Source organism: Rhodococcus sp. C26F (assembly GCF_053345925.1).
This window is the reverse complement of sequence record NZ_JBKFBA010000033.1, coordinates 402-21,471: the sequence shown is the minus strand read 5'-3', so window position 1 is coordinate 21,471 and position 21,070 is coordinate 402. Positions and strand designations below refer to the sequence as shown.

24 protein-coding genes are annotated in these 21,070 nt (G+C 66.1%); 6 read left to right on the top strand and 18 right to left on the bottom strand.

The window, feature by feature from the left end:
* Positions 1–195: 195 nt before the first annotated feature.
* The 5 genes from ACLBYD_RS24030 to ACLBYD_RS24010 all read right to left on the bottom strand — a co-directional run bounded on the left by ACLBYD_RS24030 (position 196) and on the right by ACLBYD_RS24010 (position 4,376).
* Entirely contained in the window at positions 196–483 is a 288-nt protein-coding gene (locus ACLBYD_RS24030; protein ID WP_138846222.1) for a hypothetical protein, read from the bottom strand.
* 63 nt (positions 484–546) lie between these two features.
* Entirely contained in the window at positions 547–1,251 is a 705-nt protein-coding gene (locus tag ACLBYD_RS24025) for a hypothetical protein (protein WP_237211478.1), read from the bottom strand.
* 175 nt (positions 1,252–1,426) lie between these two features.
* Positions 1,427–2,050 carry a hypothetical protein gene (locus ACLBYD_RS24020; protein ID WP_237211479.1) on the bottom strand — a complete coding sequence of 208 codons (624 nt, stop codon included), beginning with the start codon at positions 2,048–2,050 and terminating at the stop codon, positions 1,427–1,429.
* Positions 2,051–2,183: 133 nt separating this feature from the next.
* Entirely contained in the window at positions 2,184–2,351 is a 168-nt protein-coding gene (locus ACLBYD_RS24015) for a hypothetical protein (RefSeq protein WP_175428169.1), read from the bottom strand.
* A gap of 93 nt (positions 2,352–2,444) precedes the next feature.
* Positions 2,445–4,376, bottom strand: a complete 1,932-nt coding sequence (locus tag ACLBYD_RS24010; RefSeq protein ID WP_237211480.1) for an ADP-ribosyltransferase domain-containing protein — start codon at positions 4,374–4,376, stop codon at positions 2,445–2,447.
* Between the two features lie 258 nt (positions 4,377–4,634).
* On the opposite strand from ACLBYD_RS24010, the gene ACLBYD_RS24005 reads away from it, so the two are divergent.
* The 3 genes from ACLBYD_RS24005 to ACLBYD_RS23995 all read left to right on the top strand — a co-directional run bounded on the left by ACLBYD_RS24005 (position 4,635) and on the right by ACLBYD_RS23995 (position 8,390).
* Positions 4,635–5,657: a CPBP family intramembrane glutamic endopeptidase gene (locus ACLBYD_RS24005; protein WP_237211481.1), complete on the top strand. Its 1,023-nt coding sequence runs from the start codon at positions 4,635–4,637 to the stop codon at positions 5,655–5,657.
* A gap of 80 nt (positions 5,658–5,737) precedes the next feature.
* A complete protein-coding gene (locus tag ACLBYD_RS24000) occupies positions 5,738–6,904 on the top strand; it encodes a tyrosine-type recombinase/integrase (RefSeq protein ID WP_064257686.1) in 1,167 nt (388 codons plus the stop codon).
* A gap of 421 nt (positions 6,905–7,325) precedes the next feature.
* Positions 7,326–8,390 (top strand): hypothetical protein, encoded by a 1,065-nt coding sequence (locus tag ACLBYD_RS23995; RefSeq protein ID WP_237211482.1) that lies wholly within the window; start codon positions 7,326–7,328, stop codon positions 8,388–8,390.
* 42 nt (positions 8,391–8,432) lie between these two features.
* Here the strand turns inward: ACLBYD_RS23995 and ACLBYD_RS23990 are convergent, their stop codons facing one another.
* The 5 genes from ACLBYD_RS23990 to ACLBYD_RS23970 form a co-directional block, all read right to left on the bottom strand.
* Complete coding sequence (locus tag ACLBYD_RS23990) at positions 8,433–9,335, bottom strand: DUF2971 domain-containing protein (protein WP_237211483.1); 903 nt, start codon at positions 9,333–9,335, stop codon at positions 8,433–8,435.
* A 108-nt stretch (positions 9,336–9,443) separates the two neighbouring features.
* The gene (locus ACLBYD_RS23985; protein ID WP_237211484.1) at positions 9,444–10,325 is read right to left on the bottom strand and encodes a zeta toxin family protein; all 882 of its coding nucleotides are present in this window, start codon (positions 10,323–10,325) and stop codon (positions 9,444–9,446) included.
* Entirely contained in the window at positions 10,325–10,771 is a 447-nt protein-coding gene (locus ACLBYD_RS23980; RefSeq protein ID WP_237211485.1) for a hypothetical protein, read from the bottom strand. Before ACLBYD_RS23980 ends, ACLBYD_RS23985 begins: the two co-directional genes overlap by 1 nt.
* A gap of 107 nt (positions 10,772–10,878) precedes the next feature.
* Positions 10,879–11,742, bottom strand: a complete 864-nt coding sequence (locus tag ACLBYD_RS23975; protein ID WP_138846212.1) for a hypothetical protein — start codon at positions 11,740–11,742, stop codon at positions 10,879–10,881.
* Between the two features lie 489 nt (positions 11,743–12,231).
* Positions 12,232–12,513, bottom strand: a complete 282-nt coding sequence (locus ACLBYD_RS23970; RefSeq protein ID WP_138846211.1) for a hypothetical protein — start codon at positions 12,511–12,513, stop codon at positions 12,232–12,234.
* A 264-nt stretch (positions 12,514–12,777) separates the two neighbouring features.
* Here ACLBYD_RS23970 and ACLBYD_RS23965 point away from each other — a divergent pair, with 264 nt between their 5' ends.
* On the top strand, positions 12,778–13,242 hold the full coding sequence (locus ACLBYD_RS23965; RefSeq protein WP_138846210.1) for a hypothetical protein: 465 nt from the start codon (positions 12,778–12,780) through the stop codon (positions 13,240–13,242).
* A 154-nt stretch (positions 13,243–13,396) separates the two neighbouring features.
* On the opposite strand, the gene ACLBYD_RS23960 is transcribed toward ACLBYD_RS23965, so the two are convergent.
* From ACLBYD_RS23960 to ACLBYD_RS23930, 7 genes are all read right to left on the bottom strand, one after another.
* The gene (locus tag ACLBYD_RS23960; RefSeq protein ID WP_237211486.1) at positions 13,397–13,780 is read right to left on the bottom strand and encodes a hypothetical protein; all 384 of its coding nucleotides are present in this window, start codon (positions 13,778–13,780) and stop codon (positions 13,397–13,399) included.
* A 228-nt stretch (positions 13,781–14,008) separates the two neighbouring features.
* On the bottom strand, positions 14,009–14,440 hold the full coding sequence (locus ACLBYD_RS23955; protein ID WP_138846208.1) for a DUF3846 domain-containing protein: 432 nt from the start codon (positions 14,438–14,440) through the stop codon (positions 14,009–14,011).
* Between the two features lie 240 nt (positions 14,441–14,680).
* Positions 14,681–14,944, bottom strand: a complete 264-nt coding sequence (locus ACLBYD_RS23950) for a hypothetical protein (protein WP_138846207.1) — start codon at positions 14,942–14,944, stop codon at positions 14,681–14,683.
* 223 nt (positions 14,945–15,167) lie between these two features.
* The gene (locus ACLBYD_RS23945; RefSeq protein WP_138846206.1) at positions 15,168–15,545 is read right to left on the bottom strand and encodes a hypothetical protein; all 378 of its coding nucleotides are present in this window, start codon (positions 15,543–15,545) and stop codon (positions 15,168–15,170) included.
* 100 nt (positions 15,546–15,645) lie between these two features.
* Positions 15,646–15,888 carry a hypothetical protein gene (locus ACLBYD_RS23940; RefSeq protein ID WP_138846205.1) on the bottom strand — a complete coding sequence of 81 codons (243 nt, stop codon included), beginning with the start codon at positions 15,886–15,888 and terminating at the stop codon, positions 15,646–15,648.
* A gap of 132 nt (positions 15,889–16,020) precedes the next feature.
* The gene (locus tag ACLBYD_RS23935) at positions 16,021–16,296 is read right to left on the bottom strand and encodes a hypothetical protein (RefSeq protein WP_138846204.1); all 276 of its coding nucleotides are present in this window, start codon (positions 16,294–16,296) and stop codon (positions 16,021–16,023) included.
* A 124-nt stretch (positions 16,297–16,420) separates the two neighbouring features.
* Positions 16,421–16,957 (bottom strand): hypothetical protein, encoded by a 537-nt coding sequence (locus tag ACLBYD_RS23930; protein WP_138846203.1) that lies wholly within the window; start codon positions 16,955–16,957, stop codon positions 16,421–16,423.
* A 265-nt stretch (positions 16,958–17,222) separates the two neighbouring features.
* On the opposite strand from ACLBYD_RS23930, the gene ligD reads away from it, so the two are divergent.
* Positions 17,223–18,161, top strand: a complete 939-nt coding sequence (gene ligD / locus ACLBYD_RS23925; RefSeq protein WP_272912433.1) for a non-homologous end-joining DNA ligase — start codon at positions 17,223–17,225, stop codon at positions 18,159–18,161.
* A gap of 52 nt (positions 18,162–18,213) precedes the next feature.
* On the opposite strand, the gene ACLBYD_RS23920 is transcribed toward ligD, so the two are convergent.
* Positions 18,214–18,816, bottom strand: a complete 603-nt coding sequence (locus tag ACLBYD_RS23920; RefSeq protein WP_138846201.1) for a hypothetical protein — start codon at positions 18,814–18,816, stop codon at positions 18,214–18,216.
* A gap of 592 nt (positions 18,817–19,408) precedes the next feature.
* On the opposite strand from ACLBYD_RS23920, the gene ACLBYD_RS23915 reads away from it, so the two are divergent.
* The gene (locus tag ACLBYD_RS23915; protein ID WP_138846200.1) at positions 19,409–19,612 is read left to right on the top strand and encodes a hypothetical protein; all 204 of its coding nucleotides are present in this window, start codon (positions 19,409–19,411) and stop codon (positions 19,610–19,612) included.
* The last annotated feature ends 1,458 nt before the right edge of the window (positions 19,613–21,070 follow it).

The following is a 21,070-nucleotide window of genomic DNA, read 5'->3' as shown; positions in this document are numbered from 1 at the left end:
GACAGAGGTCGGGAGGATCTGGCAGTGGCGAGGGTGCTCATGCTGGCATTTCGTCTCGACCAGCATGACGAGGTGACGACGATCCGGCCCCTGTAGTGCCGATATGTCGAGGCGACGACCTCATGGGCCGTCGCCTCGACAAGCGAAGGTTGATCGGTCACGGTGCTCGCACGTGCTGTGCGTTGTCCGGGATGGTCATGATTCGTCGGGGGTGGTCAGACGGTAGCCGGTGCGGGTGGGGTGCATACGGTCGATGTCGATGCGGACTACGCGGTCGAGCGACACCTTCTCCCCGGTGATGCGGTCGATGCCGTGAGTGATGTGGCAGACGGCCTGGACGTTGCCGTAGGTGGCTTCGAGGTCGGTGATGGTGAAGTGGCGGATCGGGTCTCGGGTGGGGCTGTTGTCGGCCCACGTTTGGCCGATGCGGATCTCGGTGCCCCTACGGTTGATGACGCGGGCTGCAGCGCTGGTGGTGGTCATCGAATCTCCTCATTTTCTGATGTGGCGACCGGGATCCAGTCCCCGGCCATGGCTGGGTAACGGTCAGTCGATGGTGATGCCGTCTGCGGTTCGGGTGATGGTCACGACAGTGCACGGTCCGAGATCACCTGTGTGCTCACGCAACTCGGGTGTGTAGTCGCAGAGGTTCTCGTAGTAGATCTCGTCGCCGTCGCCGTCGGTGAAGTCCACGGCAAGGGTGTCGTCGAAGTGGTAGCCGTTGTCCCACAGTTCCGTGGTGATCACGATCCTGCGGATGGTGCGGTTCGTGACCCGCTCGAGAGCATCGACGAGAAGGTCCTGGATCGTGGTGAAAGGGATCGGTGCTTGTCCGATGATTTCGGGCGTGAACGCGAGATTCAGCGTGCCGCCGCCATGATGCCACGGCCCGCCTCCCAAGCCCGTCGGCAGGCGACGCATCACCGACAGCAGCCCTTGCCGCAGATCGGTGCCGATGACCGGTCCGGGCACCTGCACGAGGTTGCCGTCGCTGATCGCGTAGACGACCCCGATCTGGCCGGCGGGCGTGAGCAGCGCAGTCGCCGACGTCGCGTGGGGAACAGCGGACCGTACGGCGGCGGCGAAACCGTATCCGACAACGCGCCGTTGATCGGCGAGAAGGTCCTCGATGTCGCGGTCGACGCGGTCCAGGAATCGGTTGAAGTGCAGGATTTGCTGCTCGGTGAATACCGTTGTCGGAGTGTCGGTCACGGTCGCACTCGGGGCTGATCCGATGGTGTTCTCAGTCATGGCTCGATGGTGTCGCTGGGGGTGATTCGGTGCGGCACCACCCGCGCCGGTGTCAGCACCGCCGCACGTCGACGACCCTGACTTCGGACAGCACCATGTTGGGGGCCGAACGTGATGCTGGCCCCGCGCCACCGAACCAGTCGGAGCGCAGGGCCAGCGTGTGCCGTCTCGGCGGTCAGCTCAGAACAGCATGTTCTTCGACAAAGGGGATCGGGGCTCGGTCGTGGAACACCCGCAACAGATTCGCTGCATAGTGCATGTCCTCGGCGACGCGGTGGTTCGACTGCCCGTACTCGTCGACCAGCTTGAGCCGGTCGGTCGTGCGTTCGGCGTCGAGGATCAATCCTGCTTCGCAGAACGACCGCGCATCGATCATCCGGTAGGAGAACATCGTGTCGACTTTCGGCAGCCACCGGGCCAGGAACTCGCGGTCCATCCGGTGCGAACAGCCACTGAGTGGGGTAGATCCATCCACCCCCCACCGCAGCAGAGTGTCGACGATGACGTCTTGGTAGCCACTCAAATCTGCAGGTAGCGCATCGGATGCATCGATGGCCGCTTCAAGCTCTGCGAGCAGACCGTTGTGAGTGTGCATCCGGCCCACGTACTCCAAGGTGGGGTCGGTTCTCATTCGTTCGATCACAGCGGAGGTGGCCGTAGTGATCGGCAGCAGCACCAGCCGTTCGAGCGGTTCGAGATCGGCCGAGTACAGCGCGAACCCGATTTCGAGGATCTCGTGCTCGGATGCGACAGTGCCCGTTGTTTCGAGGTCGACGAACACGAACCCGTCCACGCTCATAGATGTTCTCCGTTCTTCATCACGTGTGGGGTCACACACCGTCCAGGTGTGTGACCCCACCGGCGACCGGCAGCGGTCACCGACTGAGATTGATGGTCACCGCTAGGTCCGACAGATCCGCCCCGGCAGTCGACTACGAGCGCTGCACCATCGCAGACACTCCGGTGTCGGTCGTCGCGGTGTCGGCTCGAACCGGTTCGACGATCTTGCCGCCGCACAGGCTGAAGGGGGCGGAGCCGACGTGCTTATAGCCACCGAACGGGATGCGTTCGATGCGTTGTCCACAGTTGGAACAGTTCATGTGAGGCCTCCGATGGGAGCGAGTAGGTGATTGACGTCCACCAGTGTCAGATCCCGGCAATGCGAGTGCGGCACATCGTTGTTCGAGTGGCACTCACACGGTGATTCCCTCGTCGGCCTCGGCGACGATGTCCTCGGCGACCAGATACACGGTGGGAACGCCGTTGATGCCGGCCTTGTCGACGTGCACACATCTCAGATCCGATCCTGGAGGGATGATCACCTCGTCCTCACCAGGATGAGCGGACAGCGAAGAAACCGGCATCCCATGACGGGTACGGATGACCATCAGATAGGCCGGATGGGTGGGCGTCCCTTCGGATTGAGCGAAGGACACCGCGGTCTGCGCGCGGGTGGTAGCGCTGGTGACCTTGCCCATCTGCATCTTCGCCCCGACCGTGAACGCCGAATCCAGATACTGATCGGCGGAACCTTTCCAGCCACTGGGCACTCGGGTACCGCGCATCACCGTCATCGGAGTTGTGTTGGTGTTCTTCTCAGCGAACTGTTCGAACGTGGTAGTCAAGGTGGCAACTGTGGACTTGGTTGTCGGAGACGGGTTCTTGTCGCGGCCCGTGATCGCTGCATTGAGGGCACGGTACGAGTGCCCGGTGTATGCCCGCAGTGCGCTGCGCTGATTCGAATCGATGTGTTCTTTCATGTACGGCTCGAAGTCGCTGGTCAGTTGCGTCATCGACGAGGTCTGTACGGTGCCCGATGTAGTGGCGAATCCCCAGGCTGTGGGGTTGCCGAGCCGGGAGGAAATCACTGCATAGTCGCCAGCGGTCTCCTTGCCGAACGCGCGGATCCCCGATCGGGTCAAGCTCGCGTACTTCTCATCACCCAGGGACTCCGGTGGAATCTTGTGGTCGAACAGAGGAATGACGCCGCCACCGATAGTGGGGGTGCCGAGCTTGGCGCGGCGAGCCTTCCGGTAGGCAACCTCGGCGTCTTCAGCGCTGGCACCGGCCGCCAGGGCAGCCGCCCGCGCCGCCGCACCGGCGTCCTCGGCAGCTTGTTCCCGTAGTCGTGTGCGGTGCCGGCTCGCTCCCTGATGAACCTCGTTGCGGACCCGGGCCCCACCCAGTGCCTCGGCGAACTCCTCGGCAGCGGTATCGAGCTGCGCGGTGAGGCGTGCGCTGGCATCGCTGAGATCGCCGTCGACCGCAGCAGCTTTCGACAGTGCCAGAACGGCAGCTCTGTTGGCTTCCGCTCGTTGCTTGTCCAGCGGGTCCGCATCGGGACCCGGATTGGTCAGGCCGGTGAAGATCGGGACGCGGTTGGCCTTCGCAACCGCGTCTGCTTTGGAGAAAGCCGTGGCCACCGGCACGTACACGCCGTTGCCAGGATCCTGCAGGACGAGGAACTCGCCGTATCCGGATCGGTAGATCGCTGTTCCACCGTCGAGCAGTCGCCCCTCCACGGTGTCGTCGCCGTTGCTGAGGGCAGCGGTGAAGGTGCCGGCCGTGTAGATGCTGGTGTCGCGGTCCACATCGGAGATGGCGATGGGGTTGTTGGTGACCAGAGTCTCGACCGCAGTCTGCAGGTGCTGCGCGGTGGCGGCCGCGGCGATGATGTCCTGGTCGGCGGGGGACAGTTCCGCGAGGTACTCGTCGCGGGTGTGTTCGTCGACGGTGCCGTGGTAGTCGTATTCGGCGATCAGCAGGTTCGATTTCGCTTCGCCGAGACGATCGTTCGCAGCGACGTAGAGCGCGCGTAGCTTGTCGCGTTCGGCCTCGGCCAGGGAGATCTCGTGGGGGTCGCCGTTGCGGTTGGCTTCCATCGCGGCACGTCGCGCCCGGTAGTAGGCACGTTTGGCTTCCCGCTGTTCGACCTTGGCTGCCTCGAGTTCCGCGCGGGCCTGCTCCAGTGCGGCCCGTTCCGGGCTGCTCATGGCGTCACGCTCGGCCGCGGCGATCGCCAGGATGTCCGCGGCCGACGGCGGGTGCGAGTGGGTGCTGGGCAACGTGAGGCCGCCGAATGCCGATTCATCGATACCGAGCTTGTCGATCAGTTCCGGAAGCATGCTCGGGGCGGCTCCTTGGACGGCTGCGGCGGTGTCGAAAAGACCTTGCTGCTTGAGGTGAGCCACCACCAGGGACCGCACTTTGCGATTGCGGGCCCGGTTGCTGTTCGCGCGGGCGGCCGCGGCGTACCCCCCACAGCTGGGGCATCGCCGGCCCCCCTCTTCGATCGATCGGCACATGCCGGGCAAGGTAACGATCACCGTTCCGGTGATGACCGTGCGCGACGCCCTCTTTCAGGGCATCCGGCATGTCCCCGGGTGGCGCTGCTCGACCTTCCTTCACGCCGCCGCGAGACCAACTCCGGCCAGGACAGGGCACCGAGCCTGTCGCTCCACGGCTCGTCACGAACAACAGAGCAGCAATGCTGCACAGAGCATCTGTGCATGCTGTACACCACAGACCTGTTGACCTGCATCGATTATGTTCATTCAGGCTCGATCAGGAACTTTCCGCGCATGTCGGAGGCCGATGCTGAAATCGACACTATGACACCGACCCCCGTGCGCCCCATCCCGATACCCACTGGCTCGATCGCCGCATTCACCATGCTGGCGCTGTGTTTGGGGGGCATCACGTGTGGTCTGCTGGCCGACTGGTTTCGGCCGGAAGCAAATCTGACGGTCACCCTCGTCGCGCTCCTGGCAACGGTGATCTTCACGGCCGGCGCCATACCCCCACTCGTGATGGTGCTGCCGTCGGTCCAGCCACGCGAATGGTTCAGACAATGGCGGCTCTACCTGGCGCACGCCCTGAAGTACTCGGGGTTTGAGCTGCCTCGCATAGGAACTCGGTATCGGGCATTACAGGCCGTGGTGTTCGTTCTCGCCGTCCCGGCAGCCTGGATCTATACGCAGGTGCATGTTCTCGCTCCACTCCTCGCCCAGCTTCCCGGCGTGCTGCCGACGCACACCGCCGATCCTCGAAGCAGCTGGTACGCAGGCATGCCCGTCGGCCTGATCATCGTTGCTGTTGGCCTCGGGGTGCTCTGGGAAGAACTCGTCTTCCGTAGCCCCGGTTTGGTGTGCTGGCAGCTTCGCGACGCGGTGACCGGCCGCTCCCGCACGGCTCTGACAGCCGTGGCCGTCGGCGGCGGCTGGCTGCTGTCGACCGTCGCGTTCGGCATGATCCATTCCGACTACAGCTGGCTCAACGTCATCATGGCCGGGCTGTTCGGTGCGGTGATCTACCCGCTGGTGCTGGCCACCCGCTCGATCTGGCCTGCCGTCAGCGCCCACCTGATCTGGAATCTCGTGGCCTTCGGGGTGCTGCCGATGCTGTGACCTGCCGATGCTGTGGCCTGCCGACACTCCACCCGTCGCGGTAGCGGGCGGAGTCGGCAGGCCCCGATACGGTTTCGGACATGGACGTGCCACCGCTGACGAGCATCACTGCTGTATCGACCGTCGCACCCGAGGGCGGACAGGTCGGCGTGTGGGGTCGCGGAGGCGACGACGCCAAAGCCCGCGTCGTCGCGGCAATCGAGCAGTCCCAGTCGTCGGCCACCACCCGCGCCTACCGATCGGACTGGAACCGGTTTGCCCGGTGGTGCGCCGCGAACTCGGTGCCCGCGCTGCCGGCAGCACCGGAGACCGTCGCCGCATACCTGACCGAAGCCGCTGATCCGACCCTCCATGCGAAACCGTCCGCACCGAGCACCCTGCGTCGGTGGGTCGCCTCCATCAACTACTTCCACCGGGCCGCGAACGAACCGCCGCCCGGGGCCAGCCAGCTCGTCGCATCGACACTGTCCGGACTCCAACGCGCCGCAGCCCGAGACCCCCGACGCACATCGCGCCGCCGAGAAGCCCTCGGCATGACCGACATCGAAGCGATGGTGACCGCAGCGCGCGCGTCAGCCACCACCTGGCCCGAGCACCTGCGCGAACGTCGCGACTCGGCGTTGCTGTGGCTGGCGTTCGCCGGCGCGTTCCGCCGTTCGGAGCTGTCCGAATTGCGGTTCACCGATGTGCGCAGGCACCCCGTCGACGGTCTGCACCTCACGGTGCGCGTGTCGAAGACCGACCAGGACGGCGGTGGACAGGTCAAGGTTGCACCGTTCGGGACGGACCATCACCGGTGCCCGGTGTGCGCCTACCAGCGGTGGCTGCAGGTGGTGACCGCGTTCGACGACGGTGGCCGAGCCGCCGTGATCCGGGTCCTGGCCAACGCCGCACCGTTCACGCAGCACGTCTGCCGAGATCAGCGGGTGGCGCCGGCCGATGGGCAGGCACCGGTGTTCCGGAAGATCGACAAGCACGGCAACGTGGGAGATACCCGGTTGTCGGGGGCCGCGATCCATGAGGTGATCCGTTCGCGCGCCCGCAGCGCGGGGTTCACCGAGGACGAAGTACGACAGCTCGGGGGGCACTCACCGCGGGCGGGGTTCGTCACCGACTCACTCACCGCCGGTGCGAGCGCGCACGCGATCATGCGCCAGACCGGCCACAAGTCTGCGGCGACTGTGGAGATCTATGCACGTGAACGCACTCCGGCGCAGAACAACGCCGTCACCCAACTCGGTTTCTGACCTGTCGATGCCCTAAAACGGATCCGCCCCTCGCAGCCGGGGAGTCGCTGCGAGGGGGCGGGGACGCCGGGATGCTGTGCAGGGGGGAGGGCACAGCACCCCGGCGTCTTGCGGGAGTTCCCGTCCTTCTCTGCGGGGAGGTGCAGAAAAGGACGGGCGGACCGGAACTGTGTCAGGGGTACAGCTCCGGCCGGTGCGCCGACCCGCAATCGGGGGGATAACTTGCGGGGCGGCGCCGCCGAACTGCGAAGGGGGGAGGATCGCAGATCGGCATGTCGGAAACACTTCTCCTTCTGTCAACGCGATGGTGTTCGCGCTGACAAGAACAACTGTGCCAAACGCCGTTCGGGTGTACGGCACACATCGTTGACATCTGCCGGCCCCGACCAGAAGAGTCGCAGGTAGTGGCTATCGTTTGGCCATGCCGGCACGCGCGGAGACGGACAGGCTCGAAGGGGCACTCCCTGCACATCTGCGATCGCAGTACGCGCTCTACGCGGACTGGTGCGCCGGAATGGGAGTTCCGGCGATACCCGCCACCCGAGACACCTTGATCGGGTTCCTGCGCGCCAATCCCGCCGCGGCCCAGACGCAACGCAAACGCCTCGCAGCAGTGCGCGCAGCTCACGCCCGTGCCGCCGCTGCGATACCCGCGAAGACCACCACCTCGGCATCTGTCATGTCCCCGCCGTTGCCGTGGGCAGACAACCCTGCTGCAGCGGTGGTCGCGGCGTTGCCGACAGTGGGTTGGCCGTCGGGTTTGTTCGGCCGCCGAGACGCACTACTGATCGTGCTGTCCGAGGCGATGGGCATCTCCTACCGGCAGATGGAACGACTCCAGCGCAGCGATGCCCGTGTCATCGACGCAGCCTTGCAGATCAAGGTCGGGGGCATATGGATCAGCGCCGCCCCGGAAGACGATCCCCGGTATTGCCCGGCCGCGGTGTTTCTGCGATGGGCACGGTTGCTGGCGTTCATGGACAAATGGTTGATCAACGACGCATTGGAAGAAGCGTTGATCAAAGCCCGGCCCCTCACCGACACGTCGGTCGAGTCCTACGCCCCGCTGCCGCCGATCCGCGACGACGGACCACTGCTGTTGCCGATCGATCGCTGGGGCGGTCTCGGTATGGGCTCCCTGCAGCACGCAGGCCAGCCCCGCGGGTTACGCGCCACCACCATCGCCGAGATCCTCACGGCCCGACTCGACGGCACCGGGAGCCGGCGCCGACGCCGCTGGGACGACGAACCGGACTGGAATGTCGACGACGACCCGATGGTGGACAGCGTCCCCGAACCCGAGCTGGGGGAGTGGGATGTGCGATCCGGGTTGCGGGCTCGCGCGGATGCGCAGACGTTGCTCAGCGGGGTGGGTGATGCACTCGATGAGGTCGAACGCGAGGCCGACGAGCTCGCCGCCCGGATCGCCGCAGTCCTCAGCGGCGAATACCCAGTGCTCAATGGCTCCGCGGCCGGCGACGCCTGAACCGAACTCGTGCGGCTCGGTACGTCGCCTGGTCGACGGCGGTTATCGGTACGGGGTGGGGGAGACGGTCAGGTTCTTTGCGGCCGTGGTGTAGCTGAACGCGTGCAGAGCTCCCTGGGCTGCCAGGTAGTTCTCGTGCTGATTCGGTCCGGGGCCGACCCGGACAGCGACGACGGCGTCGGCGGGCAGTGACCAGGTGACGTATGGGATGAGCTTCGCTCCGCGGTTGCGGTAGGTCGGTCCCTCGCTCATGCCGAGGTGAATGACTCGCCATTCCCCTTCCTCGCGGAAGCCGTTGTGCTTGAACTGCGTTGCATAGCGGGACAACTCCCGGATGCAGTGGTCGAGCATTCCGGGACTGGTCTCGGGGGCTTCTGTGCGGTGGAGACGCCTATCCACCCATCTCTGCACGTAGTCGGTCACTGTTGTCCACGACGTGGGGTTGTCGTCGTACAGCACCTTCTTGGCCTTCGCCTCCTGGTGGTTGGGGAGCGCATCCCTGCGGATGCCGATGGCGAATCCGTCGAGTCCACCGCAGTAGGCGCGCCACTGGCTGAGCACATCGTTGTGTTCGGAGAACGAGGTGACGTAGCAGTGGATGTGGTTGCTGTAGGTGCGCTGCTCCACCCTGTCGATCGTCTCGCAGAGCTTGCGCAGGAAGTCGGCCTTTTCCTTCGGGTTGGCGACCAGATGAGGCTCATCCGGCTGGTAGTCGGTCGCCTCCAGTTGTTCGGCACGGGGAATAAGCACCTGCTTCTTGATGATTCCCAGGCCGTGGATCAATTCCCGACTGTCGTTGAGGTACTCGACCGCTGTTGCGCGAAACGACGGCTGGCACTTCTGCGGACCCACGACGCCGGGTTCTCGCGGCTCCGGGTTGCTACCGAGGATGCCGAGCAGACCACCTGCGTCGGTGTAGTGCCACAACGTGTCGGGTTCGGTCAAAGTGTTTCTCCTGGAATCGGTGGGCAGTGCATACGCACAACGACGATGCGGCCAGCGCGGTTCCCGACGCAGATGACTGCGGTGATTTCCGCGGACGGGCGGTTGTTCTCAGGTGTCGGAGTGTTCGGTGGCCGATTCGTAGCTGAGGATGCCGTCGCAGCGGGTGGCGACTCGTTGGATCAGCTCGCCACTGGTGTAGTCGTCGACGAGCAGTTCGACCGAGTGGATCTCGGCGGTCAGGGGGTGGTCGAAGGCGGCACGGGCGTTGGCGGCGCAGATCGTGCCGGTGCCGTCGCCTGGATACAGCGCGGCGATGACCGCGGCGGGAGTGAACCGGCCTCCGAGACCGTCCTCGGAGTGCTGGCGGCCGTCCCACCAGCGTTGCAGGGCTTGCTGTTGGGCGCGTTCGCGGGGGACTTCGACGTCCATGATGGTGAAGCGTTCGTAGCCGGCGGCGCCGAGTTGCCGCAGCAGGCGTTCGCCGAGTCCGGGCCAGCTGAAGGTGCCTTCGATGACGATGTTCTCCCCGCGCTGCATGCACACCTCTTGCAGGGCGTCGAGGACCTTCGTCGATTCGGTGTGCACGAGGGTGGCCAGCTCGCGGGGCATGATGGTCCCGCCGTCGGGCAGTTCGATCTCGAGGATGCTCCGGTAGATGCCGGTGTCGAGGGCGTCGCGGATGAGGTGGTCTTTGACGCGGTCGGCGTCGAGAACGCGCCAGCCTTGCCCGGCGAGGCCGTGGCGTTTGATGCTGGTGGATTTCCCGGCGCCGGGTACCCCGGCGGTGGCGATGGCGCAGAACTGGCCTTCGAGGACCACGTTGTGCTGTTCGGCGAGGTAGCGCTCGATGATCCGGTCGACGGTGCGACGCCGATGCGGGTCGCTGGCGTAGAGCCGGTGTGAGGCGGTGGCACCGCCTCGGTCGAGGGTGCCACCGGCCGCGCACATGCGCTCGAGGACTGCAGCTGTGGCTGCGCGCAGGTCCGCCACTACGCGCGCCCTGCGGCGTTGCGTCGGGCGGCGGTGATCTTCAGTAGGTGCTGGTAGTCCTCGTCGGACAACAGATCTCCGGCGCGTTCGATCTGATCCCAGGTGCCGGGTAGGTAGGTCTCTCCGGTGGGGTCGGTGGTGCCGAAGGTGTAGTTCCAGTTCTCGAGTTCACGCATCATCGCCGCGTGGTCGATTACTCCGGCGGCGTGTTCGAGCAGCACCTCACGGGGGCTGCGCTCGCAGACGTGCGGGGTGAGCCGTGCTGTTTTGGCCAGGCGGCTGACCTCGGGTTGTTCGACGCCGAGCTCCTCGGCGATGCGGCGCTGAGTCCAGCCGGCCTGCACGGCGTCGTGGACGGCGCGGAGTTTGAGGATCTTGGCCAGTTCGTTGCGGGCGGGCACCGCTCGTAGTCGGCGTCCGATCTCCGGTTCGTATGCAAGTGACACAGGAACCATCTCCTCACCTGGTGTTATACGAAATTGTATCACCATGGCGGGGGCGCACCGCGACGAGGACAGCAACTCGACGACAGCCCCCACCCCACAGCCCTGCTCTACCGCTCAGCGACCCGCTCGCGATAGCTCCTCCCCGCTGCCCGGATACGCCCCGCAAGATCCTCCGGCGGATGATTCCTCCGCCTCACCAACTCTCCGAGTTCGGGTACCACCGGATGCGGGGTTCGCTCACGGGCCCGTCGTTCGATGTGGTCGGTGACCGAATCAAGATCCTCGTACGAACGCGTGTCCTCCCCAACGACAACCGTGATCGGCACCTCGATACCGAGTTCGAGTGCGGCCTCTCGCGCATGCCCGGTCCACGCCTCGATATAGGACCGACGGTCCTGATCGACGAGTTCGTCGATCGCCTCGATCTCGTCCACCAACGCCTGATCCCGAGCGGGGTCGCCGACGTCTTCGCCGCGGAGCCGTTCAAGGGCGTCGATGTCCTCGTCGTAGACCTGCTCGAGCCCCGCGTAGTACCAGTAATCGTCGAGGTCCAGCACCACCCGGACAGGCACAGTTCGCCACCGTGGCAAGTCCTCCTCCATCACCGTGCCGTTGACGAGTTGAGCGACGAGGCCGGCCTCCCACGAGCCTGGGCGTCCGATGAGGAGCTTCTCGACCGAACCGACATTCGCAGTGACGCTGGCAAGGATGCGGGCGAGTTCGTCAGCGAAATCGATTGCGCTGCCGTCTTCGCGGGTACTGCGCGCCAGTGCGGTCAAAGCGGCGATCACCTGGTCCCGAACCTGAGGGTCGACACCTGCCCGGAAGGGTTGTGGTTGCGCGGCACTGTCAGCAGCAGAGGTCGGGTCCTCGCCGCGAGCCACCGCGCGCATGGCCTCCGGAAAGGTCGTACCGGGATGCGCGGCCTGATAGGCGCGAGCAGCCTTCTTACGGGCCGAGTTCTTGGTCATGGCGGGCTCCGATCACATGGCCGTCGCGGCGTCCCGCATCCACCACGGACGGATGTGACGGTCAGCAAGGGTTGCAGATCCGGGGGACCTCGCCCTCAGGCGCGGCCGAAGTGGTGATGCGGGCACCGGTCGGCAACGTCGGGGTCAGCCATGCAACGTGGCTCTGATCGTGAAGGTAGCAGACCCGACCGTCACACCCGGGCTCACCGCTCCCGCGCGCACCCGCCGCATGTCCCCTCGGGACAATACCCCGACCGTTCCACCGCGTTCGGCCCGGAAGACGAAGAACAGAGACGAATCGGGGACTATTTACGCAGCTCATCGCATATGTGGTGTATTGCCTACACCGACCACACAGATACTGTGCCTGACACAGCATTACTGGTCGGTGCAACTGAGCAGATCCTGTCCCCACGAACACAGTCGCCGTGCGTCCGGTGGGTGCAGAGGAGTTGCTCACCCCGCACCCACCGGTGCCCTTCCCCTCGCTCAGACCACAGCAGCCAGGACCTGCGGAGACCTGTCGAACACCTCCGGCGCGCAGCGGTCACGGTAATCCGCTTCCGGCCGCAGCCCCGCCGCGATCTCAGCGGTCACCAAGAACGACCCCGCCGCCTCGATGTGCCAGGCACGGTGCGCGCGAGCGAGCTCGTCGGCCACCCGCGGCCGAAAATTCGGGCCGTAGCTGAGAAACGGCTGCAGCGCCTCGAGACGTGCCGCCACGTTCGCAACGGCCTGCAGCGCATCCCCACGTCGGCTGATCTCCTTCATCGCTGAACTCCCTTCCTCGAGACAACCGGTACGCACCAGTTCTCTCCCGAAGCCAGACACAGCGCGGCACCCACGGAGCCCGCACCTGCACGACACACGCACCGGGCCTGCGCACTCACGCAGGCGGATCCATCGCCGTTCATGCCGGCACGGACCACGCCGGTGGACAGGCCCACCCCCGCTGCGGAGCCGATAAGCGCACCGAAGAGCAGAACCGCCGTCAGTACGGTGACCTTCCGACCACCCATCGAAAGGACCTCGTTCATGTCGATTCGCCGACGCATCACCCGCGCAGCGGCCCTCGCTGCCTCCACCCTCGCTGTCGCCGCCGGCGCAGCACTGGTCACCACCGGAACCTCGGCAGCTGCTCCGGTACCGACCCTGCAGGTCACGGGCACCGCCATCGTGCCGATCCCGTCCGGGCAGTGCCACGGCAGCATCGACGTCGCATTCGAGCATGTCCCCGGCCGCCCCGACCAGGCCGAGGTGATTTTCACCCCGAACGGCACCTACGGATCGATCCCCGGTTGCGAAGTGCCCACCAACATCACCTGGATCAACGGCATCGTCCCGTTCACCCACACCCACCCGGTCACCATCGCCGACGGCCGCACCACCACCGTGGTCACTCCCGGACAGGGCCTGAGCCTGCTGACAACAACCGCCAACACCTATCTCAACGGCGGACCCAGCTGGGGAACCAGCGGCTACCTGTGGCTCCAGCCGTAGACCACCAGCATTCTTCGAGCCCGCTCTGAGTCCCAGTCATGGGCATCCCTTCCGACACAAGAAACGGCCGNGCCGTTCCGATCCGGTGAGGCAAACACCGATAACGACACACTAGCAACGATCGTTTGCCCCGAACACGCAGCGCGAGCAGCGATCAGGCCGCCGCCACGCCCCGCACAGACTCTTCACCGCCGGGAAACCGGTCCCGCACCAGCGCATCGGTGAACAGCTGCCGAAGCACGATGTAGTCGGTGCCCACACGCACAATCGACTGCGCCAGAGGCAAGGTCAGCGCGGCGAGGTCCGGCAACGCCACCGCGGCCGGCTTCCGATTCGACCGTGCACGCGGGGCACGCACCACCGTCGGCACGCTCACCGTGTCGGTGACCACCACAACGCGCCGATAAAACTTCTCCATGCTGTCGTACGGGCACAACACGTACTGGGGGCTGTCCTCGCGCGCCCCAGCCTTCAACTTCGGCAGCGCGGTGCGCGAGAACTCGGTCCAGGTCATGTGCGGCAGATCCGTGAGATTCATGGGTAACCCCTCATCGTCGAACAGTGGATACGCCACTAACCCTCGTCTGAGGCACCCACGGGCGCGGCACCGTGAACAGCGCTGCCACCAGCTCTTTCGATGACGTCAACGGACACGACAGAAAGCTGGCGGACAGCGCCGCACACGGCACCTACGTCGAACAAACACCCCCGTTGTTCTCCGCACCCAGGGGGAAGCCGGACGCGGAGAACAACGAGGAACCGCGGGTCAGACCCGGGTGGGGGAGGCAACCCCGAACCGGCGAGCCGCCACAGCCACCCAGTCGGCGCGCTGCTCCGGATCGGGGCAGGCAGCCACAGCGAGCGCCTCGAGGATCGTGTGGACCTGGCGGTCCGACAGTGCGATGGTCTCGCCCTCGTCGTCGGACGATGCGAACACCACATTGCCGAAGAAGAACGGCTGCACCGCCGGGGCCAAACGGCGGGCGACGAAGCTGGCAGCGGGGTTGACTCCCACGCCGTACATACCTTCGTCGTCGAGCCACATATCGATGCGCCCACCGTTGCCGTCCGGCAACGACACCACATCGAAGAACTGGCAGCCAATCTCCGCGCGCAGACCGTCGCTGATCTTGCGGCCACCCTCCACCAGGTCGATACGAGAAACGTTCGCGTCCGTCGAAATCCGAAGTGCCTGCATGTCTGCCTCCAGGGCTCGTGTCCGTTGATGACGAGATCAGCTTGTTCCCGGCACTTTTCGAGCGCGGCACCGAACACGAAGCACCCCCGGCCCTGCCGCAGGTCGCCGGCAACGGATCTGGACAGGCAACGGATCTGGACAGGCATGGGCGACAACGAAGAGGCAGTCGCTGGTGAATGTGGCAGTACATGGGTGCATGTGGTGGGCGTTTGGGCAGCGACCTATCCTGTCGTCCGCGAATCAGTAGGTGACCACGCTGGTTTCGGAAACCACCGATGGGTAGAGGCAAGGACGGCGATGGGACTCTTCAGCGACCTCGAACGGTTGTCGCGACTCGCGCAACGTGAGCGTGCCCGGCGAGAACACGAGCGGTTCCGTGCCGGCGCTGACCGGGCCGCACGAGAAATCGAGAAGGAAGCCGAAAAGGAACTGGAGTCCCTTCGAGACCGTGCACAGCAGTCCCGAGCCAGGGGAAGGAACAACGAGGCCGACCGCCTGGATCACGAGGTCCTGCTCAAGGAATTAGGGCTGTCACAGTTTCAAGCAAGACAGTTCATGGGCGACAAGTAACGGCTCCTCCACCGAGCCCAGGCACTTCTTTGATGTCAGGACGGCAGACCCTCCACTTGATTCGGCCCAGGCCACGATCGGATTAGCCGGACAGCGTTCTCCCTGGGGGAGTGGGACCTGAGGTGGAGGCTCCACCCCGGGTCCCGCACCAACCGAGTCAGCGGGAAGCGACAGCTTCCTCACCGTGGTATCCCTGCCCTCGATACTCGGCCTCACCCCAGTCGACGCCGAGCAGGTCAGCGAGATGACGCAGGTCAGCGAACAGATCGGCCAGAGCCGATTCGAAGTCGTCGGCGCTCTCACCGTCGAGATAGGGCAACAGCGCAGGCAACGCCGACATGGCACGCCAAGCCGCGGACTCAGCGACGATGCTGCTGAGCGCATCCGAGCCCTGCGCACCGGCGCGGGCCACATCGTCATCCGAGACACCCGCAGGGCTGCCGCTGTTCAACTCGGCGGCCACCGCGTCGCGCAGCGCCACCAGATCGTTCTTGGTGCGGGCGGCACGCAGCCGCTGAGACAGCAATTCGATCATCGGGGATCCTCCCGTGTCGAAGGGAACGTGTGGACCCATCGACAATGTGAGGAGTCCGCCGCGGGTGCGGCACAACCGAACACCCGCAACGGACAGAACCTCAGCGCGAGAGCAACCAGTCGAGCACACCGATGGCCACACCGGTGACCACAGCGGTGGCCACCACATCCGCGGCGCGCTGTGAGTACACCTTCCCGATGGCCCACTGGCTGGTGTAGACGAACGGTTCTTGCGCTGCTGCGCTCCGGGCATCGAACTCTTCCCGGTCCCGGATTCCCAGCACCAGGATGCGGGACAGCCCGGTCCCGGTGGCGAACAGAATTCCAAGTGCGATCGCGGACATCGATCAGCCCTTTCGGTCGAAGTGGCCGCCGCAGACGCAGATGCTGCGGCGGGCCGATCAGGGAGTCCACCCTGATCGGCCCGCCGACCGTAGAAACACGCTTCTCCACCCTGCGGGGAGGGAAGCGGAAGGTTAAGGCCGTTGGACATACCCGAACCCGAGGGGCTCGTAGCCGTGAGCGCGCAGCGCAGCGACTTCTTCGGTGTAGGCCACCCGCTGGTGTACGGGCACGAAATCGGTGGGTGTTCCGTCGAGTGTGGTGACGGTGAAGCCGTGTTGTATCCCCCGTCCGTTGTCGTCTTCGGTGCCTCTGTGGGCGCGGGTGATCGCGTGTGTGGCGCGGGCCTTCGCTGCTGCGCGTCGTTCCTGTCGACGCTGCTCGACCTGGGCGTCAATGGTCATGGTCATGGTGTCCTCGTCTGTAGCCGGTAGGGGAGAGCACCGACCTTCTCCACCGGTTCCGGCCGACGCGGTATCAGCGCAGGCCCCCGCCCCGGACACACACGCAATCCAGTCCCCCACGGGACTCCTGCTACCCCTCCTCGGAACCTGCCGCAGTGGTCGGGTGCGGCGCACTGCCCGGGTACTGGCCTGCAGGGCCGTAGCCACCCGCCGGCAGCCACACCGGCTGGAGGCTGTACCGAGCCTGGAACCGGCGGCGTTCGGCGGCAGCTTTCGACGAGCCGATCAACAAACCGAGCAGCCCACAGGCGAACGCCCCACCGACACCGAAAAAGACCATCATCATGACGACGCGGTCCTCGTTGATGTAATCCCACGAACCCCCGGCATCGTTGACCGCGACCGCCACCAGTGCCCCACACGCAAGCACGCCGAGGAACCCACCGATGAGCCCACCGATAAGCGAGTAGGCCAACGTTGTCCCCGACGTATTCGGCGGCGTCACCACAGTCGGAGGGGCCGCACCCCACGCGGGTGGGGCAACCCCGTACGGCTGCTGATGCGCGTACGGCTGTTGCGGCTGGGCCGGATAGGACTGCTCCACACCGTGACCGAGGGCGTGCGGTTGCTGCGCAGACTCGGGGACGTCGGGGGTGGGCTCGCTCATGGGCTCCTGATTTTCCGCTCGATTGCGAAGAGCAACACCCGTCCTGGGTGCGTGCTCACAGCCAGCGCCACGCTAACAACCTGCGTTCCAGCGACAACGAGTCGTCACCCCACAGACAGCCCACCTTCACCGTCGCAACACGCACCGAACGTCGTCACCCGCGTGACTCTCACTGCCGCACGAACCCTGCGCAGTTCAGCGAACCCGAACAGATCTGGTGCAGCAGACTCGGAACGTGGCCACCTCGTCCCCTCCGTTGTCCCCGATGCTGGCAACCCTCGACCAACCCCCGAGCGGCAATTGGGTGTTCGAGATGAAGTTCGACGGCCAACGCGCCCTCGTCACCATCGAGGACGGACAGTGCCGGTTGACCAGCCGCGCAGGCAACGACATCACTCGCACGTTCCCCGAACTCGCAGAGCCGCTGATCTCAGCGCTCGGGCGTCGGGACTGCATCGTCGACGGCGAGATCGTCGCCCTCGACTCCAAGGGGAAACCGTCCTTCGCCCGCCTGCAAAGACGCATGCACGTCCAGCGTCCTACCGAGCAGTTGCGCTCCGACATCCCGGTCATGATGTACCTGTTCGACGTCCTCGCTGTCGACGGCAACTCCACCATCGACCTGCCGTATCTCGAACGACGAGCCGTGCTCGACGACTTGATCACCCCCGGTGCGCAGGTGCAACTGTCGCCTTTCTGGAGCGACGTCGACGGCTCGACCATGCTCGAGGTGGCTCGGGAGAACGGCCTCGAAGGCATCGTCGCCAAGGACCCCAACAGCCCCTATCTTCCGGGTACGCGTGCGCCGAGCTGGATCAAGACTCCACTGCGCCGCAACACCGAGGGGGTAGTCGTCGGTTGGATTCCCGGAGCGGGCCGGGCCGCCGGCGGGATCGGCTCCTTGTTGCTCGGAGCGCACAACAACGAGGGCCAACTGGTGTTCATAGGTCGCGTCGGCACAGGTTTCACAGCAACGACGCGGCGTGAATTGCTGTCCCAGCTGCGTCCACTGGAACGGCCCACCAGCCCGCTGGACGTCGCTCCGCCCAGACGCGAAAGCCACGCCGCGCATTGGGTCGAGGCGATCCTCGTCGGCGAGGTCGAGTACCGGGAATACGCCGGCGGAAGTCTGCGCCATCCAAGCTGGCGCGGTCTGCGTTCGGACAAGTCGGTGGACGAGGTCGATCTACCCGGCCAGCACTGACTCGGCCGCAACAAGCCGACCGCCCACCGGCAGCCCCACAAGGGGGAGTGGTTCACTCCCGCGCTGCGGTCCAGTCCCTACATGGGGTCGGCGGCAGATACCCGGCGGCCGCAGTACGCGCAATCGTCACCGCTTCCTCCGGCGTCAATCGTGTCCCCCATGACTGTTCCTCTGCTTCCACCGCCGCTCGACCGGCCGCCAGCGCTGCTCGCCCGGCGTCACGCACGGCGGCCATCACCGATCGGGGTTCGACGCCGTCGGCGAGCTGCGCGCGCCGGACCGCGGCCGCGACCAGTTCGGCGCCTTCCGTCGCCGCCCTACGGACGGCGAGGAACTGCCACGCCCCGGTTGCACCGCCGTCGTCGGGGACGTCGATCCGGGTGCCTTCCCAGGAAGCGCTGCGAGCACCGGCCTGTCGGTCTTCATACCGGCGGACCCGCTCGACGAGGGACTGGCGGGTCACTCCGCCGAACGCAGACCGGATGACCTCCCACGCAACGCCCGCTTCGCGGGCATTGACGATGGCGGCAGCGGAGACGTCGATGGCTTCACTGAGTCGCTCCCGTTGCTTGCGCTCCCGTCGTGCCGCATCCCGCAACACGGTTTCAGCGGCACCACGCGCGTGCGCGATCGGATCGGTGCGGATCTGCTCCACGTACCGTCACCCTCCTTAGGTTGGCGCGAATGTCCCCGGCTGCAGCGAAAGCAAGCGCAGGGTGCAGGTGCACCATGGCATCCGTCGTTCGGGTGAACCACCGCCCCGCCACCCCCCGCCGGACAGCGCTCCCCCTGGGGGAGTGGGGGACCACCGCGTTGCACGGCCGAGCGGGAGGCGACGGGCAGGAAACATCTCCTCGCCAGTGATCGATGCAGAAGGCATGACAGTGCAACGGTGCGAGCGATGCGAGCTGCCAGTGGGGCAGTGTGAACACACCCGTCGGCCGCCACAGGTCAGGCGGCCGGATCACGCCCGCATTCTGGTCAGCCCGCAGAACGTCGCGCACCTTCCAGGCTGTCCCCACAACGACGAAAGCGATCCGAGCCGATGGGGTGAGATCCGCGATGTTCCCAACGCCTGGTCTCGACTGGGAAATGGGGAAGTGCTGACCACCAACGCCGGCGCCGTGATCGACCGGCGTGCGGCGCAACGGTGCCGCGATTGCGAGTACCGCTGACCCCCGAATCCGGCGTCGCCACCAACACCCCCCGGCAACGGACAGCGCTCTCCCCGGGGGAGAACGCGGGCCATGACACCCTCGACCGCAACGCACCTGCCCGTGACGAGCAACGCTGCGCTGCAGACGCCGACCGCAGACATCCACGGTGCACGCAACACGGCAACGGCCGCACCCGCGCTCACCGCCGAGAGCTGTCCCCCGAACCGAGGCAACAACCGCATTGCGGGGCGGCGCACGCAACGACCCTCACCCCTCCTGATCGTGTCCCCCTGACGGGAAGCGCAGACAACGAACACCGCCACCGGTGACCTCGGGTGCCCCGTCGCGTTGCGCCCTTCGCTCTTGACGAGAGCACGAACCGTTGCGCCGCCTCGAGCGATGCCACCTGTGCCCGTTGCCCACGGCGCCTCATTGCGAGCCGATGACCGCGCAGAGCCCAGCCGTTGCCGACACCGTTCGGCATCGCTACCGGGCCTGCCGGTGCATGCATGAGCATCGCCTCGACGCGTTGCACCATCCATCCCCCAGGTGCCCGCGCACGCTGATCACTTTGCGCTACCCGGGGCGGCCGCGACCACCGCAATGACCCGTTGCATCACCGCTGACCTGCATCGTTGCTTCCGGACGGCGCGTTGCAGCACCCCCTCGACGCGCCCATTGCGGGCCGCAGTGCAACCCCACACCGTGACGACCCGATCACCTCGCCTCTCGCAGCCTCACCCGCCGGCCCGCAGAGCGCAGCGCAGAGCCCCGCAGCTCGCCCAGTCATCGACAGTCGACGACTCCACCGGCAAACTCCGCCCACCCAGCTCCGACAACCAGCTCCGACGCGGCGATGGACAGGGCCGCGAGTCCCTTCACCGCGATGCTCCGGCGCCGACCCCACCGGCCCACCACCGAGCGGTGACCGAAGCCCCCAGGAACGCAACACACCGAGGCCCCCACGCCGTCATCCCCACCCGCCGACGCAAGAGCCATTGCACAGCCGCGTCACACATCGCCGCCACCCGTTGCACAGCCGCGTCAGTCATCGACACCGGCCGTTGCGTGCCGCCGCCCGGTTCCATCCGGCTGCCATCCCTACGGCGTTGCGGCTATCGCTCCGGAACACCGCCTCACGCGCACGGAGCAACGCAACGCATCGACGCATCAACCCACCGGACCGTTGCGCCTTTGCACCGGACCGTTGCGCCCACACGATCGGGCTGGGGCCACCACAGTCCCGCAACATCCGCCGGCACTGCTCGATGCACGGCGAGCAACCGTTGCCGACACCGCCGTGCGCCTTCCTCGCTCCGGCCATCACGCAACGGCCCGTGACGACGTGACCACCCATGCACCCGCAACACCGACCGTCGACGATGCAACACGACGGCCGCACCACTCGAGCTGTCCCCACCGGCGCTCACCGAACCGCGACGCCGACCTCACGACCACAGCCCCTCGACGAACGGCCCGCAACGGTGCACCGACCGGACTTGTGCATCACCGGCGGCCGCACTGCACGAACCAGCGCAACGCCCCTGCCGGCACAGACCCCGACCACGGTCGCCCCCCAGCGTTCACCGGCTACACAGCCCCGGTCACCTCTCCACCCGTTCTTGTCCCCCTCCACCCCGCCCGCAACCGCCCCGACGACTCCCGCCTGCACCTGCCGTGCACCCCACCCTTCAGCACCCACCCGACCACTCCGGACAGCGCTCCCCCAGGGGGAACACCACACGGGGGAGC

Excerpts from the sequence above, each read along its gene's own strand:
- ACLBYD_RS24030 (WP_138846222.1), bottom strand. The coding sequence starts at position 483 with ATGACCACCACCAGCGCTGCAGCCCGCGTCATCAACCGTAGGGGCACC.
- ACLBYD_RS24025 (WP_237211478.1), bottom strand. The coding sequence starts at position 1,251 with ATGACTGAGAACACCATCGGATCAGCCCCGAGTGCGACCGTGACCGAC.
- ACLBYD_RS24020 (WP_237211479.1), bottom strand. The coding sequence starts at position 2,050 with ATGAGCGTGGACGGGTTCGTGTTCGTCGACCTCGAAACAACGGGCACT.
- ACLBYD_RS24015 (WP_175428169.1), bottom strand. The coding sequence starts at position 2,351 with ATGAACTGTTCCAACTGTGGACAACGCATCGAACGCATCCCGTTCGGT.
- ACLBYD_RS24010 (WP_237211480.1), bottom strand. The coding sequence starts at position 4,376 with ATGCTTCCGGAACTGATCGACAAGCTCGGTATCGATGAATCGGCATTC.
- ACLBYD_RS24000 (WP_064257686.1), top strand. The coding sequence starts at position 5,738 with ATGGACGTGCCACCGCTGACGAGCATCACTGCTGTATCGACCGTCGCA.
- ACLBYD_RS23995 (WP_237211482.1), top strand. The coding sequence starts at position 7,326 with ATGCCGGCACGCGCGGAGACGGACAGGCTCGAAGGGGCACTCCCTGCA.
- ACLBYD_RS23975 (WP_138846212.1), bottom strand. The coding sequence starts at position 11,742 with ATGACCAAGAACTCGGCCCGTAAGAAGGCTGCTCGCGCCTATCAGGCC.
- ACLBYD_RS23970 (WP_138846211.1), bottom strand. The coding sequence starts at position 12,513 with ATGAAGGAGATCAGCCGACGTGGGGATGCGCTGCAGGCCGTTGCGAAC.
- ACLBYD_RS23965 (WP_138846210.1), top strand. The coding sequence starts at position 12,778 with ATGTCGATTCGCCGACGCATCACCCGCGCAGCGGCCCTCGCTGCCTCC.
- ACLBYD_RS23960 (WP_237211486.1), bottom strand. The coding sequence starts at position 13,780 with ATGAATCTCACGGATCTGCCGCACATGACCTGGACCGAGTTCTCGCGC.
- ACLBYD_RS23955 (WP_138846208.1), bottom strand. The coding sequence starts at position 14,440 with ATGCAGGCACTTCGGATTTCGACGGACGCGAACGTTTCTCGTATCGAC.
- ACLBYD_RS23945 (WP_138846206.1), bottom strand. The coding sequence starts at position 15,545 with ATGATCGAATTGCTGTCTCAGCGGCTGCGTGCCGCCCGCACCAAGAAC.
- ACLBYD_RS23940 (WP_138846205.1), bottom strand. The coding sequence starts at position 15,888 with ATGTCCGCGATCGCACTTGGAATTCTGTTCGCCACCGGGACCGGGCTG.
- ACLBYD_RS23935 (WP_138846204.1), bottom strand. The coding sequence starts at position 16,296 with ATGACCATGACCATTGACGCCCAGGTCGAGCAGCGTCGACAGGAACGA.
- ACLBYD_RS23930 (WP_138846203.1), bottom strand. The coding sequence starts at position 16,957 with ATGAGCGAGCCCACCCCCGACGTCCCCGAGTCTGCGCAGCAACCGCAC.
- ligD (WP_272912433.1), top strand. The coding sequence starts at position 17,223 with ATGCTGGCAACCCTCGACCAACCCCCGAGCGGCAATTGGGTGTTCGAG.
- ACLBYD_RS23915 (WP_138846200.1), top strand. The coding sequence starts at position 19,409 with ATGACACCCTCGACCGCAACGCACCTGCCCGTGACGAGCAACGCTGCG.